Raw genomic sequence first — 18,858 nt, forward strand, 5'->3', positions numbered from 1 at the left:
TAGGTCGTCATTCCGAACTTGCGCCTCCCGGCGCACCTCCGATGCGCAATTGCGCATCGGAGAATGACGGGTGGTTGCCATCAAGCCGCCTTCGACTGCGCGGCCAGCGACGCAAAGGTCTTGCCTTCGGCGGCGAGACGCTTGAGCAGCGGCGCCGGTTCGAGCGAGGGATCGTTGGTCTCCTTGGCGTAATAGGAGAGACGCTCGGCGATGTGCTTGAGACCGACCTGATCGGCGTAGAACATCGGGCCGCCGCGATAGATCGGCCAGCCATAGCCGTAGAGCCAGATCACGTCGATGTCGCTCGGACGCGCCGCGATGTTCTCTTCGAGGATGCGCGCACCCTCGTTGATCATCGGGTACATCATGCGCTCGAGGATCTCGTCGTCGCTGACGACGCGCTTCTTGCGGCCGAGGCGCTGCAAGGTCTCGTCGATCAGTTTTTCGACTTCCGGATCCGGCAGCGCCGCGCGGGACCCGGCTTCATACTTGTAATAGCCCTTGCCGGTCTTCTGGCCGAAGCGCCCGGCCTCGCACAGCGCGTCGGCGATTTCCGACTTGATGCCGCGGTCTTTCCGCGAACGCCAGCCGATGTCGAGGCCGGCGAGATCGCTCATTGCGAACGGGCCCATCGGCATGCCGAATTTCGTCACCACGGCGTCGACCTGCTGCGGCAACGCGCCTTCGAACAGCAGCTTTTCCGACTGCTTGCCGCGCTGGGCCAGCATCCGGTTGCCGACAAAGCCGTCGCAGACGCCAACCACGGCCGGCACCTTTGCGATCTTGCGCGCGATCGAGACGGCAGTTGTCAGCGCATCCGGCGCGGTCTTGTCGGCGCGGACGATCTCGCACAGCTTCATGACGTTGGCCGGCGAGAAGAAGTGCATGCCGAGCACGTCCTGCGGACGCTTTGTAACCTTCGCGATCTCGTCGATGTTGAGGTACGAGGTGTTGGAAGCCAGCACCGCGCCCGGCTTGGCGTGCTTGTCGAGCGCCTCGAACACTTCCTTCTTGACCGCCATGGTTTCGAACACGGCCTCGATCACCAGGTCAGCGTCCTTGACATTCTCGAGGCCAACCACGCCTGTGATCAGGCCCATGCGCTTGGCCGGAGCGTCGGCGGGGATGCCGCCGCGCGCGGCGGTTGCCTCGTAGTTCTTCTGCATCACGCCGAGGCCGCGCTTGAGCTGCTCTTCGCCGGTCTCGATCAGCGTCACCGGAATACCGGCATTGGCGAACGACATCGCGATACCGCCACCCATGGTGCCGGCGCCGATGATGGCGACGCGCTCGACGGGACGCGGCTTGGTGCCCTCGGGCACACCGGCGATCTTGGCGGCTTCGCGCTCGGAGAAGAAGGCGTAGCGCTGCGCTTTGGACTGGTCGCTGGCGACGAGCTTGAGGAAACCTTCACGCTCCTTCTTCAACCCTTCGTCGAACGGCAGCTCGATGGCGGCGCGCACCGCATCGGCTGCGGCGAACGGCGCTTCCAGTCCGCGCGCCTTCTTGGTCAATGCGGCAACCGCATTGGTGAAGATCGAAATGTCGGCCTTGGCCGCCGCGAGCTTGGAGTCGTCATCGCGCAGCTTGCGCAGAGGGCGCTTCTCCGCGAGCACGTGGAGGGCAAAGGCCACGCCGCCGGCGGCCGGACCTTCAACGATTTCCTCGATCAGGCCGTTCTTCAGGGCTTCCGCTGCGCTGATCGGATCGCCGCTGACGATCATCTTGACCGCGAGTTCCGGACCGACCGCGCGCGGCAGGCGCTGCGTGCCGCCGGCGCCGGGCAGAAGGCCGAGCTTCACTTCGGGCAGGCCAAGCTTGGCTTCCTTGGTCGCAACGCGATAGTGGCATGCCAGAGCGACTTCGAGGCCGCCGCCGAGCGCCGTGCCGTGAATGGCGGCAATGATCGGCTTCGGCGAGTTCTCCATCAGGACAAGCACTTCGGCGAGACCCGGCGGCTTCGGCGGCTTGCCGAATTCGGTGATGTCGGCGCCGGCGATGAAGGTGCGGCCTGCGCAGGTCAGCACGATGGCCTTCACTTCGGCGTCCGCAATCGCGCTCTTCATGCATTCGAAGATGCCGCCGCGCACCGCGGCGCTGAGCGCGTTTACCGGAGGGCTGTTGACCGTGACGATGGCGATGACGTCTTGACGCTCGAGTTTTACCACTTCGCTCACGGGACTCTCCCTGGATCGTTTGTTCTCTGGATCGTTTGTTCTTGGATGCCGCTCAACTTGCGTTGAGTAGCTACGGGTCGATTTCGCTAATTTCGCACTGCGAAATTTAATTCCACATCTTGACACGGAGGGTTATTTTGAAGCACGTCCGTTGTCAACGAGCTCATCAGCAGTAGCGGGTAATGAAGCGTCCAGGGAAAAAAGTGGCGACCGATCGCAGCTTCGTCGTCGCGCTTTCCCGCGGACTTGATGTGTTGCGCGCATTTCATCCCAACGACGGACTGCTCGGCAATCAAGAACTCGCCGCCCGTACTAATTTGCCGAAGCCAACCATTTCCCGGCTGACCTACACCCTGACCAAGCTGGGTTATCTTACACCCGTTCCGCGTTTCGAGAAGTATCAGCTCGCGCCATCAGCCATGGCGCTGGGGTATGCCGCCCTTGCCAATCTTGGCGTTCGGCATTTGTCCGAGCCCTATCGTGAAGAACTGATGCGCGAGACCGGCGGCGCCGTCGCCGTCGGCGGACGCGACCGTCACAGCATGATCTATTTCGGGCAGAGCCGTAACGGGTTGACGCTCGGCGTACAGCTCGACGTCGGTTCGCGCGTACCGATTGCGACTTCGGCGATGGGACGTGCCTATATCTGGGCACTGCCCGACGACGAACGCGCCTCTTTATTGCGCGACCTGCGCGACCATTACGGCAGCCGATGGGCACGGATGCGCGACGGCATCGAACGCTCGGGCGAAACCGTGGCGAAACACGGCTTCGCGATTTCCGCAGGTGAATGGCAGAACGACGTGCACGCGGTAGGTGTGGCGCTGAAGCTCAATGACGGAACCGGGCCGTATGCCTTCAATTGCGGCGCGCCGGCATTCCGCTTTACGGAAGAACGCTTGATGGCCGACATTGGACCTCGCCTTGTCACGATGGTAAGGAAAATCGAGGCAGCGCTGGGCGGCGCAGCGCCGCAATCCAAAAAAACAGAAAACAAGAAGTTGAAAGCAGGAGGGAAAGTTGCACGTTTGGCCGAGGGGATCAGATAGCCTTCACCATGACCGGCGAAAATTTTCGCTCGGTCATTCCCGCTCCGTGATCAGGGCGGGCGAGACGACATGACGCAGGCACAGCTCGCGCAGGGAAATGCTCCCCTGCTCGCGGTTCGCGACGTCAGCGTCGTGTTCGGCGGTATCATCGCGCTGAATGGCGTGTCCTTCGACATGCACAAAGGCGCAATCCTCGGCCTGATCGGACCGAACGGCGCCGGCAAGACGACGTTGTTCAACTGTCTCTCCAGACTCTATCAGCCGAGCTCCGGCGATATCCTGATGGAGGGCGCGAGCATCCTGACGCGTCCGCCGCACCGGATCGCCGAAATCGGCATCGGCCGCACCTTCCAGAACGTCGCGCTGTTTCCCAATCTGTCGGTGCTCGACAACGTTCGCGTCGGCACCCACGCGCGCACTTCAAGCGACATCATCTCGGACTCGCTGAAGCTCGCCTGGGTTCGCCGCACCGAAGCCGACGTCAACAAGAAGGTCCACGAGATCCTCGATTATCTGGATCTCAATGACGTCGCCCACACGGTGGTCTCCGGCCTGCCCTTCGGCACCCAGAAGCGCGTCGAACTCGCGCGCGCACTCGCCGCCGATCCGAAGATCCTGCTGCTCGACGAGCCCGCCGGTGGCCTCAACCACGAAGAAGTCCATGTGCTCGGCGATCTGATCCGCCGCATTCGCGACGAGCGCCACATGACCGTGCTGCTCGTCGAACATCACATGGGTCTGGTGATGTCGATCGCCGACCACGTCGTTGCACTCAACTTCGGCCGCAAGCTCGCCGAAGGAACACCGGCCCAGGTCCAGGCCGACCCGGATGTCATCAAAGCCTATCTGGGGAGCAAGGACCAATGACCGCGATGCTCAACATCAAGGATCTCCGTGCCTATTACGGCCAGGTCCAGGCGCTTCATGGCCTGAGCTTCTCCCTCAACGAGGGCAGCCTGACCACGCTGCTCGGCGCCAACGGCGCCGGCAAGACCACCACCTTGCGGGCGATCTGCAACATGGTGCGTTCGACCGGCGCGATCGAGTTCGAGGGCAAGCCGCTCTCCGGCAAATCGACCGAAAACGTCGTTCGTCTCGGGATTGCGCATGTGCCGCAGGGCCGCGGCACCTTCACCACCATGACGGTGGAGGAAAACCTGCAGCTCGGCGCCATCACCCGCAACGACAAGAAGGGCGTGGTGGCCGATATCGAGCGCATGTACGAGCACTTCCCGGTGCTGAAAGAACGGCACACCCAGCAGGCCGGCACACTGTCGGGCGGCGAGCAGCAGATGCTCGCGGTTGCGCGTGCGCTGATGCTGCGTCCGCGGCTGATGTTGCTGGACGAGCCGTCGTTCGGCCTCGCGCCGCTTATCGTGCGCGAGCTTTTCAAGATCCTCGGCAAGATCAACCGCGAGGACAAGGTCACCATTCTGGTGGTGGAGCAGAACGCGCAACTCGCGCTGGAGCTCGCGGACAAGGCCTACGTTATTGAAACCGGACGTATCGTGATGTCGGGAAGCGCTGCCGAAATCGCGAACAACGAAGACGTCCGTAAATCCTATCTCGGTTATTGAGGAGCGCAGCCGTGGAACTTTTTATCAACCAAGTCCTGGCTGGCATTGCCACAGGTGCGATCTATGCCTGCATGGCGCTCGCCGTCGTCATGATCTACCAGGCGATCGACCATCTCAATTTCGCTCAGGGCGAGATGGCGATGTTCTCGACGTTCATCGCCTGGCAGCTGATGCAATGGGGTGTGCCGTATTGGTGGGCATTCCTTCTCACCCTGGCGTTCTCGTTCGCGGGCGGCATCGCCATCGAGCGTATGTTGTTCAAGCCGCTTGCCAAGGCGCCGGTCCTGACCAACGTCGCCGGCTTCATCGCATTGTTTGCGATCGTGAACAGCGTCGCGGGGCTGACCTGGGACTTCACGATCAAGCAGTTTCCGACGCCGTTCGGATCCTCGCCCTTTCTCGGCAGTCAGCTGATCTCGACCCATCAGGCCGGCATGATCGGCGTCACGGTGGGACTGTTGATCCTGCTCTATCTGTTCTTTCAGTTCACCCGGATTGGCCTTGCGATGCGCGCGGCCGCGTCGTTGCCGGAATCGGCACGGCTGGTCGGCATCAACACCAGCTGGATGATCGCGCTTGGCTGGGGCATGGCGTCCGCGATCGGCGCGATCGCCGGCATCCTGATCGCACCTGTCGTGTTCCTGGAGCCCAACATGATGGGCGGCGTCCTGATCTACGGGTTTGCCGCCGCAGTCCTCGGCGGCCTCACCAGCCCGCTCGGAGCGGTGATTGGGGGGTTCCTGGTCGGCGTATTCGAAAATCTCGCTGGAACCTATATCCCCGGCGTCGGCAATGAACTGAAATTGCCCATCGCGCTGGCCCTAATCATCACCGTATTGGTTCTCAAACCGGCGGGCCTGTTTGGCCGGCCCATCGTGAAGCGAGTTTGATCATGAGCTCAGTTGACGAAGTCGCAAACGAGGCACCGGCGGTCGAGGCCGTTCCGAAGCGAGCCATGACACTGGGCTACGGCACCTCGCTCGTGGTGCTGGCATTGTTGATCATCGGGCCGATGTTCGTGAAGAACTTCATCGTTTTCCAGATGACGATGTTGCTGATCTACGCGCTGGCGGTTCTGGCGCTGAACATCCTGACCGGCGGCAGCGGCCAGTTTTCGCTGGGCCAAAGCGCCTTCTACGCGGTCGGCGCTTATACCTCCGCCATTCTGATGGAGCATATGGGCGTAAACTACGCTCTGACATTACCCATTGCCGGCATCATCTGCTTTGGCTTCGGGTTTTTGTTCGGTCAGCCGGCGCTGCGCTTGAGCGGCATCTATCTGGCCCTGGCGACCTTCGCGCTGGCCGTGGCCATGCCACAACTGCTGAAGCTCGGCTTCTTCGAACACTGGACCGGCGGCGTTCAGGGCCTGGTGGTGACCAAGCCGGATGCGCCGTTCGGGCTGCCGATCTCGCAGGACAGGTGGCTGTATTATTTCACGCTCGTGGTTTCGATCGGGATCTATATCGCCTCGGTCAACCTGCTGAAATCGCGCTCGGGCCGCGCCTTCATGGCGATCCGCGACAACGAGATCGCGGCCTCCGCGATGGGCGTCGACGTTGCGCTGTACAAGACGCTGGCGTTCGGCGTCTCAGCCGGCATCACCGGTGTTGCCGGCGGTCTCGGCGCCATCGCGGTGCAGTTCGTGGCCCCCGACGGCTACACCATCACGCTCGCGATCTCGCTGTTCCTCGGCATGGTCGTCGGCGGCGTGGGCTGGCTGCCGGGATCGATCGTAGGCTCCGCCTTCATCATCTTCGTGCCGAATATCGCCGAGCATATCTCGAAGGGTCTCTCCGGCGCCGTATTCGGCGTGCTCCTGTTCCTCGTCATCTTCCTCGTGCCGCACGGCGCAAGGCAGGTCGCGATCGTTGCCCAGCAACTGATCGGTAAACTCAAGAAGTAACTCACCCAGGAGAATCAATGCGTTCCGCAACAATAAGAAGCGCCGCCTTTTGGACGGCGCTCGTGACTTTCGCTGTCACAAACGGCAGTGCACTTGCCCAAAAGAAGTACGATACCGGTGCGACCGATACTGAAATCAGGATCGGTCACATCGTGCCCTACAGCGGCCCGGCCTCCGCCTATGGCGTCATCGGCAAGACCGAAGAAGCCTATTTCAAGATGGTCAACGAAAATGGCGGCATCAACGGACGCAAGATCAAGTTCGTTTCCTATGACGACGCCTACAGTCCACCGAAGGCCGTCGAACAGGTGCGCAAACTCGTCGAGAGCGACGAGGTGCTGGTGGTATTCAATCCGCTCGGCACGCCGTCCAACAGTGCGATCCAGAAATACCTGAATTCCAAGAAGGTCCCGCAACTGTTCGTCGCCACCGGCGCCACCAAGTGGAACGATCCGAAGCACTTTCCGTGGACCATCGGATGGCAGCCCAGCTATCAGAGCGAAGCGCTGATCTACGCGAAATACGTGATGAAGGAAAAGCCGGACGCCAAAATCGTCGTGCTCTACCAGAACGATGATTTCGGCAAGGACTACGTCAAGGGACTCAAGGACGGCTTCGGCGCCAAGGCGTCGATGATCGTCGCCGAGGAAAGCTACGAGATTTCGGAGCCGACGATCGACAGCCATATCGTCAAGCTCAAGGCCACGGGCGCCGATGTCTTCATCAGCATCACAACGCCAAAGTTCGCGGCCCAGGCGATCAAGAAGCTAGCCGAGATCGACTGGAAGCCGATGCACATCCTATCCAACGTTTCGATTTCGGTCGGCAGCGTGATCAAGCCGGCGGGATTCGAGAACGCGCAAGGCATCCTGTCGGCCGCCTACGCCAAGGACGCAGCCGACCCGCAATGGCAAGACGATCCCGGGATGAAGAAGTTTCTCGCCCTGCTCGACAAGTACTATCCCGAGGCCGACAGGCTCAACAGCTCGGTGGTCTACGGCTACGGCGCAGCCCAGACCCTGGCCAAGATCCTCGAGATGTGCGGTGACGACCTCACCCGCGCAAACATCATGAAGCAGGCCGCGAACCTGAAGGACTTCACGCCCGATACGCTGCTGCCAGGCGTCAAGATCAACACGTCGGCCACCGACTTCGCGCCGATCGAGCAACTTCAGATGATGCGCTTCAAGGGCGAGAAGTGGGACCTGTTCGGCGACGTCATCAGCGGCGACGCCGGCCATTAACTAATATTCCGCCGGACGGTAGTTTCCCGGGGATCAGACTAAATATCGCCTCCCGCGACGCAGTCGCGGGGGGCTTTTTGTTGCTGGACGCGGCCGAAAGGTATTCAATGTCCCCAAGAGCCGCCAAGCGCTCCAATCAAAAAGAAGATGACACATCCATCGTGATCCCAGGGAGATCAAAATGTCCGTTATCAATTTGCGACTGGGAGCCTTTGCGGCTGCCCTCGCACTGCTCGCCGCGACCAGCAGCGGCGCATTGGCACAAAAGAAATACGACACCGGCGCGAGCGATACCGAAATCAAGATCGGCAACATCATGCCCTACAGCGGGCCGGCCTCGGCCTACGGCGTGATCGGAAAAACCGAAGAGGCCTATTTCAGGAAGATCAACGCCGAGGGCGGCATCAACGGCCGCAAGATCAACTTCGTCAGCTATGACGACGCCTACAGCCCGCCAAAGACAGTGGAGCAGGCGCGCAAGCTGGTGGAGAGCGACGAGGTGTTGCTCGTCTTCAATTCGCTGGGCACCCCGCCGAACACGGCGATCCAGAAATATATGAACACGAAGAAGGTACCGCAGTTATTCGTCGCCACCGGCGCAACCAAGTGGAACGACCCCAAGGAATTCCCCTGGACCATGGGCTGGCAGCCCAACTACCAGAGCGAGTCGCAGATCTACGCCAAGTACATTTTGAAGAACAACCCGAACGCCAAGATCGGCATCCTCTATCAGAACGACGATTACGGTAAGGACTATCTGAAAGGCTTCAAGGACGGACTTGGCGCCAAGGCCGCATCGATGATCGTCCTGGAGGAGAGTTATGAGGTCTCCCAACCGACGATCGACTCCCACATCGTCAAGCTCAAGTCGTCCGGCGCTGACGTCTTCTTCAACATCACCACACCGAAGTTTGCGGCGCAGGCGATCAAGAAGAACGCCGAGATCGGCTGGAAGCCGCTGCACTTCCTCAACAACGTTTCGGGCTCGATCGGCAGCGTGATGAAGCCAGCCGGCTTCGAGAACGGACAGGACATCATCTCGTCGCAATACTTCAAGGATCCGACCGACGCGCAATGGAAGAGTGATGCCGGGATGAAGGCCTGGAACGAGTTCCTGGACAAGTATTATCCGGAAGCCAACCGCGCCGACGCGTCGGTAATGTACGCCTACATCGTCGCTCAAGGCCTGGTTCATGTGCTGAAGGCCTGCGGCGACGACCTGACCCGCGCTAACGTCATGAAGCAGGCGGCGAGCATCAAGGACCTCGAAGTCGGCGGCCTGCTCCCCGGGGTCAAGGTCAACACCTCGGCGACCGACTTTGCTCCGCTATCGCAACTGCAGTTGATCAGGTTCAAGGGCGAAACCTGGGAGCGTTTCGGCGAGATTCTCTCCGGCGACGTCGGCGGCTAGCACGCCGAGGCCGTCTACGAAAGAAGCAGCCCCTGCGGCCTTGCCGCAGGGGCTTTTTGTTGTGAGGCTTGCGGCAAGATGGTAAGCAAATTGCCGTAAAAAGAGCTTCATTCAAGGGGCCCGACGGTTAACATTATTAAATGAAAAGGGAGAGACGTAATGTCCGCAATCAAAAAACTGGCGGTTCTATCCGCGGCGTTTGGACTACTCGCCGCATCGTCGAGCAGCGTGCTCGCACAGAAGAAATACGATTCCGGCGCGAGCGATACCGAAATCAAGATCGGCAACATCATGCCCTACAGCGGACCGGCTTCCGCCTATGGTGTGATCGGCAAAACCGAGGAAGCCTACTTCAAGAAGATCAACGCCGAGGGCGGCATCAACGGCCGCAAGATCAACTTCATCAGCTATGACGACGCCTACAGCCCGCCGAAGACCGTGGAACAGGCGCGCAAGCTGGTCGAGAGCGATGAAGTCCTGCTCGTCTTCAACCCGCTCGGCACGCCGCCGAACACGGCGATCCAGAAGTACCTCAACAGCAAGAAGGTGCCGCAACTGTTCGTCGCGACCGGCGCCACCAAGTGGAACGATCCGAAAACCTTCCCGTGGACGATGGGCTGGCAGCCCAACTACCAGAGCGAAACCATCATCTACGCCAAGTACATCCTGAAGAATTTTCCGAATGCCAAGATCGGCGTGCTCTACCAGAACGACGACTACGGCAAGGACTATCTGAAGGGCTTCAAGGACGGACTCGGTGCGAAGGCCGCCTCGATGATCGTCATGGAAGAGAGCTACGAAGTATCCGAGCCGACGATTGACTCCCACATCGTCAAGCTGAAGGCGACCGGCGCCGACGTGTTCATCAACATCACCACGCCGAAATTCGCGGCGCAGGCGATCAAGAAAAACGCCGAGATCGGCTGGAAACCCACGCACTTCCTCAACAATGTCTCGGCCTCGATTGGCGCCGTCATGAAGCCCGCCGGTTTCGAAGCCAGCCAGGGCATCATCTCCTCCGCCTACCTCAAGGACACGTCCGACCCGCAGTGGAAGGACGATGCCGGCATGAAGGCGTTCGACGAGTTCCTGACGAAGTACTTCCCGGAAGGCAACCGCATCGACGGATCGGTGATGTTCGGTTACACCGTCGCGCAGGGACTTGTTCACGTGTTGAAGGCATGCGGCGACAACCTGACGCGCGAAAACGTTATGAAGCAGGCTGCCAACATCAAGGAGCTTCAGCTCGGTGGCCTGTTGCCGGGCATCAAGGTCAACACCTCGCCGACCGACTTCGCGCCGATCTCGCAGGTCCAGCTGCAGCGGTTCAAGGGCGAAGCCTGGGAGTTGTTCGGCGAGATCATGAGCGGCGACGTCGGCGGCTAGTCATTTCGAGTTCTGATCGGCCCATTTGCGGGCCTGAGGCACCCCCGCGGCTCGCCGCGGGGGTTTTCTTTTGGAGCGATTGGATGGATAACCAGACCCCCGTCCCGCTGCAGCCCCGTTGTAGACCATGACCGACCGGCGTCCCCTTTTGCGTGCGATCTTCGACGCGGCCGTTGCGGCCGCGCATCCCGACGTCGTGCTCTCGGCGCATCTGCGCCCGGCGCCGAAGGGTAAGGTGATCTGCCTCGCCGCCGGCAAGGGCGCGGCGGCGATGGCCGCCGCAGCCGAGCGGCATTACCTCGATACGCTGGGGCTCGATCCCGTGCGACTGACCGGCCTGGCCACCACGCGGCACGGACACGGCGTGCCGACGCGGCGGATCAGGGTCGTCGAGGCCGGCCACCCGGTGCCCGACGAAGCCGGGCTGAAAGCCGCCGATGAAACGCTGCGCCTCGCCGCTGAGGCAACCGCTGACGATCTGTTGCTGGTGCTGCTGTCCGGCGGCGGCTCCGCGAACTGGATCGCACCGGCCGACGGCGTTTCGTTCGTACAGAAGCAGCAGGTGAACCGCGCATTGTTGCGCTCGGGTGCGCCGATCGGCGAGATGAATATCGTCCGCAAACATCTGTCGCGGATCAAGGGCGGACGGCTGGCCCGCGCCGGACAGCGCGCCGCCGAGATCGTTACGCTCGCAATCTCCGACGTGCCGCATGACGATCCGTCCGCGATTGCATCAGGACCGACGGTGCCGGATCCGAGCACGCTGGCGGACGCCCGCGCGCTGGTGGCGCGGTATAATCTCACGGTGGACGATGCCGTCAGGCGCGCGCTCGAGGATCCCGCGAACGAGAGTTGCAAGCCCGGCGATGGCGCGTTTGCTCGCGCGCAATTCGAGATGATTGCGAAGCCGAAGGCGTCGCTCGACGCGGCCATCAAGGTCGCAAAGGACGCCGGCTATGAGGTCATAGGCCTCGGCGCCGATCTCGAAGGCGAGGCGCGCGATGTTGCGGCCGATCATGCGCGCCTGGCGCTGAAAGCACGCAGCGAAGGCAAACGCATCGCGATCCTTTCGGGCGGCGAACTCACGGTGACCGTGCGCGGCAATGGCCGTGGCGGCCCCAACCAGGAATATGCGCTGGCGCTGGCGGATCTTCTGAAGGACACTTCAGGCATTGTGGCGCTGGCCGCGGACACCGACGGCGCCGACGGCGGCGCCGGCAGCGCGACCGATCCGGCCGGCGCCGTGGTCGATCAGACGACGTTTGCGAAGATGAAGTCGCTCGGCCTCTCACCCGCGGCCTATCTCGCCAACAACGATGCCACCGCGTTCTTTGCAGCCACCGGCGATCTGCTGCTGACCGGCCCGACGCTCACCAACGTCAATGACGTCAGGGTGATCCTGGTGGACCCCGCCTAGGTTTTCCGCGCGGCTGCCAGCATCCTGTACGTGCCAAAACGACGTTAACGCGCTGTTGAGCAAGTTGCGAAGAACCGGCGCGCATTGTCCATCTCGAAGGCGCGAATTCACCAGCTTGGGCTTCTAATGGCCGCGCTCCTGGAGGGAGGAGAGCCGCCGATAGCGGCTGGGGAAACGCTATATGACGGATTACGGCCAGATAACCGCCCCGCGGTCAGCGCCCTTGAGTGCGCGGCTCGAGGAGGCGATCAACCATTTATCGCTCGGGATCGTCATTTTCGACGAGAAACGCGAAGTCGTTTTCTGCAACGCCCGTTACAGGGACATGTACGGGCTGTCGCCTGAACAGGTGAAGCCGGGCACACCGACCAGTGAACTGATCCGGCATCGGCTGGATCTCGGCCTGAAGGTGCCGGTCGCGCCCGATGATTACATCCGTGCGCGCGTCGGCCATGACATCGCACTCGACACCACGGTGCAGGAATTCACTGACGGCCGGATCATCGCCTACACCGTCTATCCGATACCCGGCGGCGGCGGGATGGCGACCCATGAGGACATCACCGAGCGCGAAGAGCTCAATGCCCGGCTGAAGAAACAATACGAACTCGGCAGGGAGCAGGAAGAGACGCTGCGCGTCAGGAACTTCCAGTTCGACACCGCGATCAACAACATGTCGCAGGGGCTGTGCTTCTTCGATTCCGACCACCGCCTGATCGTCTGCAACGATCGCTTTGTCGAGATGTACGATATCGCGCCCGAGCGCGTCAGCCCCGGCATGTCGCTGATCGAGATCGTCGACCTGCGCTTCGAAGCCGGCAGCTTTCCCGCCATGACGCGGGACGAGTATCTGCGCTGGCGCACCAATGTGGCGGTTTCCAACGAGGCAAAGGACAGCATCGTCGAATTGATGAACGGGCGCACCTTCAAGATCCGTCACCGGCCGATGCCCGGCGGCGGCTGGGTCGCGACACATGAGGACATCACCGAGCAGCGCCAGTCCGAGGTCAAGATCGAATACATGGCGCACCACGATGCGCTGACCGATTTGCCCAACCGGGTGCTGTTGAACGATCGGCTCGAATACGCGCTGGGCAGGATTCAGCACGACGAAATGGTAGCCGTCCATCATCTCGACCTCGATCAGTTCAAGGCCGTGAACGATACGTTCGGCCATCCCTGCGGCGACAAGCTGCTCAAGATCGTCGCCGAACGGCTGCGCGGGCTCGTTGGCGAGGCCGATACGATCGCGCGGATGGGCGGCGATGAATTCGTGATCGTGCAGGCCACGATCGCGGACCCCGCCGACGCCACTTCGCTGGCGCAGGCCGTCATCGACGCGCTGAGCGAGCCCTATGACATCGATGGCCAACAGGCCGTGATCGGCGTCAGCATCGGCATTTCGGTCGGTCCGGGCGACGGATCGGATCCCGATAAATTGTTGCGCAACGCCGACCTCGCACTCTATCGCGCCAAGAGCGACGGCCGCGGCACGTTCCGCTTCTTCGAGCCCGCGATGGACCTGCAGATGCAGACCCGCCGCGTCATGGAGCAGGACCTGCGCAAGGCGCTGCCGGCAGGCGAGTTCGAGCTGCATTACCAGCCGGTTGTCAACCTGGCGAGCAAGGAAATCAGCGGCTTTGAAGCCTTGATACGCTGGAATCATCCGTCCAAGGGGTTGATCTCGCCGGCCAACTTCATCCCGCTGGCCGAAGAGATCGGCTTCATCGTCCCGATGGGCGAGTGGGTCATCCGGCAGGCTTGCGCCACCGCGGCGCAATGGCCCGACAACCTTCATGTCGCCGTCAATATTTCAGCGATCCAGTTTCGCAGTCCTGGCCTGATGCAGGTGATCATCGGCGCGCTCGCGGCTTCCGGCCTCGAGGCCACGCGGCTGGAAATCGAAATCACCGAGAGCGTGTTGCTCCACAACAAGGAGGCGACGCTTGCGGTGCTGCATCAGTTGCGGGCGCTCGGAATCCGGATCGCGATGGACGATTTCGGCACCGGATATTCGTCGCTGACGTACTTGCAGAGCTTTCCGTTCGACAAGATCAAGATCGATCGCTCGTTCGTCAAGAACATCAACGAGGATTCGAGCTCGCTCACCATCGTGCGGGCGGTTGCCGCGCTCGCCAATGGAATGGGCATGACGGCCACCGCCGAGGGCGTGGAAACCGCGGAGCAGCTCCACAGCATTGCTTCCGAAGGATGCACCGAGATGCAGGGCTTCCTGTTCAGTAAGCCGCTTCCCGCCGCCGAGATCGAGCGGCAATTCCTGTCGGGACGCGGGCCGCGAGACGTTCAAGGCCGCATCGTCGCGGCCTGATCGCGCCCCTCAGAATTCCGCCGCGATCTTCGACAGCATTTCGAGCAGCGCGACCCGGTTGGCCGGGCCCAGCAGTTCGTTGAGCCGTGCCTCGTGCTTGCTGGCAACGAGCTTCTTGGCGCGCGCCAGCACCGCCCTTCCCTTGTCGGTCAGAACCAGGATGTGCGAGCGGCGGTCGTTGGTCGAGCGCATCCGGGTGCACAGGCCGCGGCTCTCCAGCGCATCCAGCATCGAGACGAAATTCGGCCTGAGGATGCCGAGCGTGTTGGCAATTTCGGTCTGGTTGCGTCCGGGGTTGCGATCGAGCAGCAGCAGCACCGAGAATTGCGCCGGCGTCAGTTGCAGCGGCGCGACGCAGCGCAGGAAGTCCTCGAATACCTTGAGCTGTGCACGCTTGAGCGAATAGCCAAGCAGTTCGGCCAATTCGCCCAGCTGCAGCCCGGCATTGTCAGCGGCGCCGCCCACAACGCCGCCCGCAATTTCCTTGCCGTTGCTGCGCGGCGGCTTGACGGCATCGGTCGCTGCCTTGGAAACTGTCATGGCGTGAGGCTCGCACCCGAAAAAGGACTTGGCCGGCGGCCGGGCCCTTGATGTTATATTTGATAATTGTTATTGAATATATCAAATATCGGCGGCTTTCAACTGCCGAGATATGGGACGGCCGGCGGACCACGAAAGGTCAGGACCGGCGACGCTTTTAGGGGGAGCGCCAGTCTTGAACACGACGATCATGCTGTTCCTGCTGCAGGACGGCATCACCAACGGCGCGATCTATGCGCTGCTCGGGCTTGCGCTGGTGCTGGTGTTTGCCGTCACGCGCGTCATCCTGATCCCGCAGGGCGAATTCGTCACCTTCGGCGCGCTGAGCTATGCCGTGCTGGCGACCGGCAAGGTGCCGGGCACTGCGTGGCTCGCCATGGCGATGGGCCTGGTCGCCTTCGCGCTCGATCTGTTTGACGCGCGGCGATCGCTGCGGCTCAAGAAGATCTTGCGCTCCCTTGCCCTCAACATCGTCCTGCCGGCTGCCATCGTGGCTCTAACCTACGGGTTCGCCAGCCCCAAGACTCCTATCGCGGTCAACATCGCGCTGTCGCTGCTGATCGTCGCGGCGATCGGACTGTTCCTCTACCGCATCGCGTTCCAGCCGATCGCGCATACCTCGGTGCTGGTGCTGCTGATCGCCTCCGTCGGCTGCCATCTCGCTTTGCAGGGCTTAGGCCTGGTGTTCTTCGGCGCCGAAGGCCTGCGCGGCCCGGCGCTGTCCAACACCGCATTGACGATCGGTCCGTTGCGCTTCACCGGCCAGAGCCTTGCGGTCTACGGGCTGACGATTGCCTTCATCATAGCGCTGTGGCTGTTCTTCGGCTTCACGCTGATGGGCAAGGCACTGCGCGCCACCGCCGTCAACCGGCTCGGCGCCCGCCTCGTCGGCATTCGCACCACGCTGTCGGGACAGATCGCCTTCCTGCTGGCGTCCCTGATCGGCGCCATTTCCGGCATCCTGATCGTGCCGATCACCACGCTCTATTACGACACCGGTTTCCTGATCGGCCTGAAAGGCTTCATTGCTGCAATCATCGGCGGGCTGGTGAGCTATCCGCTGACGGCGGTGGCGGCCTTGATCGTCGGCAGCGTCGAGGCCTTTTCCTCTTTCTACGCCAGCAATTTCAAGGAGGTCATCGTCTTTACGCTGATCCTTCCCGTGCTGGTGCTGCGTTCGCTCGCAGCGCCCGCGGTCGAGGAAGAGAAGGACTGACGGCAATGCATCAGCGGCTTCCTGTCCTCATCTTCGCGATCGTCATGGCGGCAATCCCGTTCATTCCGGGCGTCCCGCCGTTCTGGATCGTGTTGCTCAACAATATCGGCCTCGCCGCCCTGGTGGCCATGGGGCTGGTGCTGCTCACCGGCGTCGGCGGCCTCACCTCGTTCGGCCAGGCTGCTTTCTGCGGCTTCGGCGCCTACACCACGGCGGTGCTGACCACTGCCTACGGTTTCTCGCCGTGGCTGACGCTGCCGCTCTCGCTGCTCGTCAGCGGCGTGGCAGCCGTCCTGCTCGGCATCATCACGGTGCGGCTATCCGGCCACTATCTGCCGCTCGGCACCATCGCCTGGGGCATCGGCCTGTTCTACCTGTTCAGCAAGCTGGAATTCCTCGGCCGCAATGACGGCATATCGGGCATTCCGCCGCTCTCGATCGGCAATTTCAAAATGCTCGATCCCGGCACGATCTATTTCGCGATCTGGATCGGGGTTCTCATCTCGGCGCTGCTGACAATGAACCTGCTGGATTCCCGCACCGGCCGCGCGATCCGTGCGCTGCGGCGCGGTCATATCGCGGGCGAAGCGTTCGGCGTGCAGACGCCGCGCGCAAAACTGCTGGTGTTCGTTTATGCAGCTGTTCTCGCCGGCCTGTCCGGCTGGCTCTATGCGCATTTCCAGCGTGCCGCCAACCCGACCCCGTTCGGCGCCCATGCCGGCATCGAATATTTGTTCATCGCCGTGGTCGGCGGCGCCGGATATGTCTGGGGCGCGGTGCTCGGCGCCGGTATCGTCGTGGTCCTGAAGGAAATCCTGCAGAGTTACCTGCCCTATATCTTTGGCGGCCAGAGCCAGCTCGAAACCATCGTGTTCGGCATCCTGCTGGTCGTGCTGCTGCAGCTGGCGCCGACCGGCGTCTGGCCTTGGCTGATGGCGCGTCTGCCGATCAAGCCGGGCCGCAAGGTGCCCGATACGTCGCTTCCCCTTGCCAAGCGCGAGCGCGCGCCGGCTTCATCCACCGCTCTCTTGCAGATCGAGAAAGCGCGCAAGCAGTTCGGCGGCGTGATTGCCGTCAACGACGTCTCCTTCGACGTTCAGGCCCGCGAGATCGTCGCCCTGATCGGCCCCAACGGCGCCGGCAAGAGCACGACCTTCAACCTGATCACGGGCGTGCTGACGACGACCGGCGGCACCATCTCGGTGCTCGGCCACAAGGTGGATAATGCTCCGCCGCAGGAAGTGGTGAAACTCGGCGTCGCGCGCACCTTCCAGCACGTCAAGCTGGTGCCCGACATGACCGTGCTGGAGAACGTCGCGATCGGCGCGCATCTGCGAGGGTCTTCGGGCGCGGTCGCCAGCATGTTCCGGCTCGACCGGGCCGACGAGGCGAAACTGCTGGCGGAAGCCGCGCGCCAGATCGAGCGCGTCGGCCTCGGCGACCAGATCGACCAGCTGGCGGGAAGCCTGTCGCTCGGCCAGCAACGCATCGTCGAGATTGCACGCGCGCTATGCGTCGATCCGTTGCTGCTGCTGCTCGACGAGCCGGCCGCGGGATTACGTCACATGGAGAAGCAGCGGCTCGCTGCGCTACTCCGTCAATTGCGCGACGGCGGCATGTCGGTGCTGCTGGTCGAGCACGACATGGGTTTTGTGATGGACCTCGCCGATCGCATCGTGGTGCTGGATTTCGGTACCAAGATCGCCGAGGGCACGCCGGCTACGATCAAGACCAATCCCGATGTGATCAAGGCCTATCTCGGAGCTACCGCATGAGTGCGCTGTTATCGGTCTCCGATGCGCATGTTTCCTATGGAAAGGTCGAAGCCGTGCGTTCGGTTTCGCTCGACGTCGCCGACAACGAGATCGTCACCATCATCGGCGCCAACGGCGCCGGCAAGACCACGCTGCTGAACGCCATCATGGGCGTGCTGCCGCTGAAGGGCGCGGCTGCCTTCGCCGGCACCGACATGGCCCCGCTCGACATCGAGGATCGGGTCGCGGCGGGCCTCTGCCTGGTGCCCGAGCACCGCGAACTGTTCGGCACCATGAATGTCGAGGACAATCTGGAGCTCGGCGCCTTCCGGATTCCAAAGGCCACGGCCGCGAAATCGTTCGAGCGCGTCTATGCGCTGTTTCCGCGTTTGAAGGAGCGGCGCAAGCAGCTGGCCGGCACGCTGTCGGGCGGCGAGCAGCAGATGCTGGCGATGGGCCGCGCCCTGATGGGCGCCCCCAAATTGCTGATGCTCGACGAACCGAGCCTCGGTCTGGCGCCGATCATCGTCGCCGACATCTTCCGCACCATCGGCGAACTCCGCGCCGCCGGCGTCTCGGTGCTGCTGGTCGAGCAAAACGCGCAGGCCGCCCTGAAGATCGCCGACCGCGCCTATGTCATGGAGCTCGGCGAGTTCATCCTGAGCGGATCGGCAAAGGACATCGCCAGCAACCAGCGCGTCGCGGCAAGCTATCTCGGCTTCCAGCACGAGGGCGCGAGCGAAGTTTAGGGGCGCGTGCTTGTGATCTCGCTGAATTGGCTCGCGTGAAGAGAGTAAACTTCCCGCAAGCATTTTGCGCATGAGCGACAGAGATCACCCCAAAGCTCTGCGC

The 18,858-nt window shown here is 62.2% G+C and carries 15 protein-coding genes; 13 read left to right on the top strand and 2 right to left on the bottom strand.

The features are described from left to right. Window positions 1-80 precede the first annotated feature (80 nt). On the bottom strand, window positions 81-2,177 hold the full coding sequence (locus tag IVB22_RS22605) for a 3-hydroxyacyl-CoA dehydrogenase NAD-binding domain-containing protein (protein WP_247519451.1): 2,097 nt from the start codon (window positions 2,175-2,177) through the stop codon (window positions 81-83). Between the two features lie 182 nt (window positions 2,178-2,359). Between IVB22_RS22605 and IVB22_RS22610 the strand changes: the two genes are divergently transcribed. From IVB22_RS22610 to IVB22_RS22655, 10 genes are all read left to right on the top strand, one after another. After that, a complete protein-coding gene (locus IVB22_RS22610; RefSeq protein WP_214489280.1) occupies window positions 2,360-3,226 on the top strand; it encodes an IclR family transcriptional regulator in 867 nt (288 codons plus the stop codon). Between the two features lie 69 nt (window positions 3,227-3,295). Then, window positions 3,296-4,093, top strand: a complete 798-nt coding sequence (locus IVB22_RS22615) for an ABC transporter ATP-binding protein (RefSeq protein WP_247519452.1) — start codon at window positions 3,296-3,298, stop codon at window positions 4,091-4,093. Beyond that, on the top strand, window positions 4,090-4,803 hold the full coding sequence (locus tag IVB22_RS22620) for an ABC transporter ATP-binding protein (RefSeq protein ID WP_065731784.1): 714 nt from the start codon (window positions 4,090-4,092) through the stop codon (window positions 4,801-4,803). The genes IVB22_RS22615 and IVB22_RS22620 overlap by 4 nt, the downstream gene beginning before the upstream one ends. Window positions 4,804-4,814: 11 nt before the next feature. Beyond that, window positions 4,815-5,693, top strand: a complete 879-nt coding sequence (locus tag IVB22_RS22625; protein ID WP_247519453.1) for a branched-chain amino acid ABC transporter permease — start codon at window positions 4,815-4,817, stop codon at window positions 5,691-5,693. 2 nt (window positions 5,694-5,695) lie between these two features. Further along, window positions 5,696-6,709, top strand: a complete 1,014-nt coding sequence (locus IVB22_RS22630; protein WP_247519454.1) for a branched-chain amino acid ABC transporter permease — start codon at window positions 5,696-5,698, stop codon at window positions 6,707-6,709. A 17-nt stretch (window positions 6,710-6,726) separates the two neighbouring features. Further along, window positions 6,727-7,953 (top strand): ABC transporter substrate-binding protein, encoded by a 1,227-nt coding sequence (locus IVB22_RS22635; RefSeq protein WP_247519455.1) that lies wholly within the window; start codon window positions 6,727-6,729, stop codon window positions 7,951-7,953. 181 nt (window positions 7,954-8,134) lie between these two features. Beyond that, window positions 8,135-9,364 (top strand): ABC transporter substrate-binding protein, encoded by a 1,230-nt coding sequence (locus IVB22_RS22640; protein ID WP_247519456.1) that lies wholly within the window; start codon window positions 8,135-8,137, stop codon window positions 9,362-9,364. Window positions 9,365-9,523: 159 nt separating this feature from the next. After that, window positions 9,524-10,750 carry an ABC transporter substrate-binding protein gene (locus IVB22_RS22645; RefSeq protein WP_247519457.1) on the top strand — a complete coding sequence of 409 codons (1,227 nt, stop codon included), beginning with the start codon at window positions 9,524-9,526 and terminating at the stop codon, window positions 10,748-10,750. A gap of 127 nt (window positions 10,751-10,877) precedes the next feature. After that, window positions 10,878-12,167: a glycerate kinase gene (locus IVB22_RS22650; protein ID WP_247519458.1), complete on the top strand. Its 1,290-nt coding sequence runs from the start codon at window positions 10,878-10,880 to the stop codon at window positions 12,165-12,167. 181 nt (window positions 12,168-12,348) lie between these two features. Continuing rightward, window positions 12,349-14,496: an EAL domain-containing protein gene (locus IVB22_RS22655; protein WP_247519459.1), complete on the top strand. Its 2,148-nt coding sequence runs from the start codon at window positions 12,349-12,351 to the stop codon at window positions 14,494-14,496. 9 nt (window positions 14,497-14,505) lie between these two features. Here the strand turns inward: IVB22_RS22655 and IVB22_RS22660 are convergent, their stop codons facing one another. Beyond that, window positions 14,506-15,036 (bottom strand): MarR family winged helix-turn-helix transcriptional regulator, encoded by a 531-nt coding sequence (locus tag IVB22_RS22660; protein ID WP_247519460.1) that lies wholly within the window; start codon window positions 15,034-15,036, stop codon window positions 14,506-14,508. 175 nt (window positions 15,037-15,211) lie between these two features. Here IVB22_RS22660 and IVB22_RS22665 point away from each other — a divergent pair, with 175 nt between their 5' ends. Genes IVB22_RS22665 through IVB22_RS22675 form a run of 3 tightly spaced genes read left to right on the top strand, consistent with a single transcriptional unit; the run spans window position 15,212 to window position 18,755 of the window. Next, on the top strand, window positions 15,212-16,252 hold the full coding sequence (locus IVB22_RS22665) for a branched-chain amino acid ABC transporter permease (RefSeq protein WP_247519461.1): 1,041 nt from the start codon (window positions 15,212-15,214) through the stop codon (window positions 16,250-16,252). Window positions 16,253-16,257: 5 nt separating this feature from the next. Continuing rightward, entirely contained in the window at window positions 16,258-18,027 is a 1,770-nt protein-coding gene (locus tag IVB22_RS22670; RefSeq protein ID WP_247519462.1) for an ATP-binding cassette domain-containing protein, read from the top strand. After that, the gene (locus IVB22_RS22675; protein WP_247519463.1) at window positions 18,024-18,755 is read left to right on the top strand and encodes an ABC transporter ATP-binding protein; all 732 of its coding nucleotides are present in this window, start codon (window positions 18,024-18,026) and stop codon (window positions 18,753-18,755) included. The genes IVB22_RS22670 and IVB22_RS22675 overlap by 4 nt, the downstream gene beginning before the upstream one ends. The last annotated feature ends 103 nt before the right edge of the window (window positions 18,756-18,858 follow it).

Source organism: Bradyrhizobium sp. 190 (assembly GCF_023073415.1).
Taxonomy (GTDB): Bacteria; Pseudomonadota; Alphaproteobacteria; order Rhizobiales; family Xanthobacteraceae; genus Bradyrhizobium.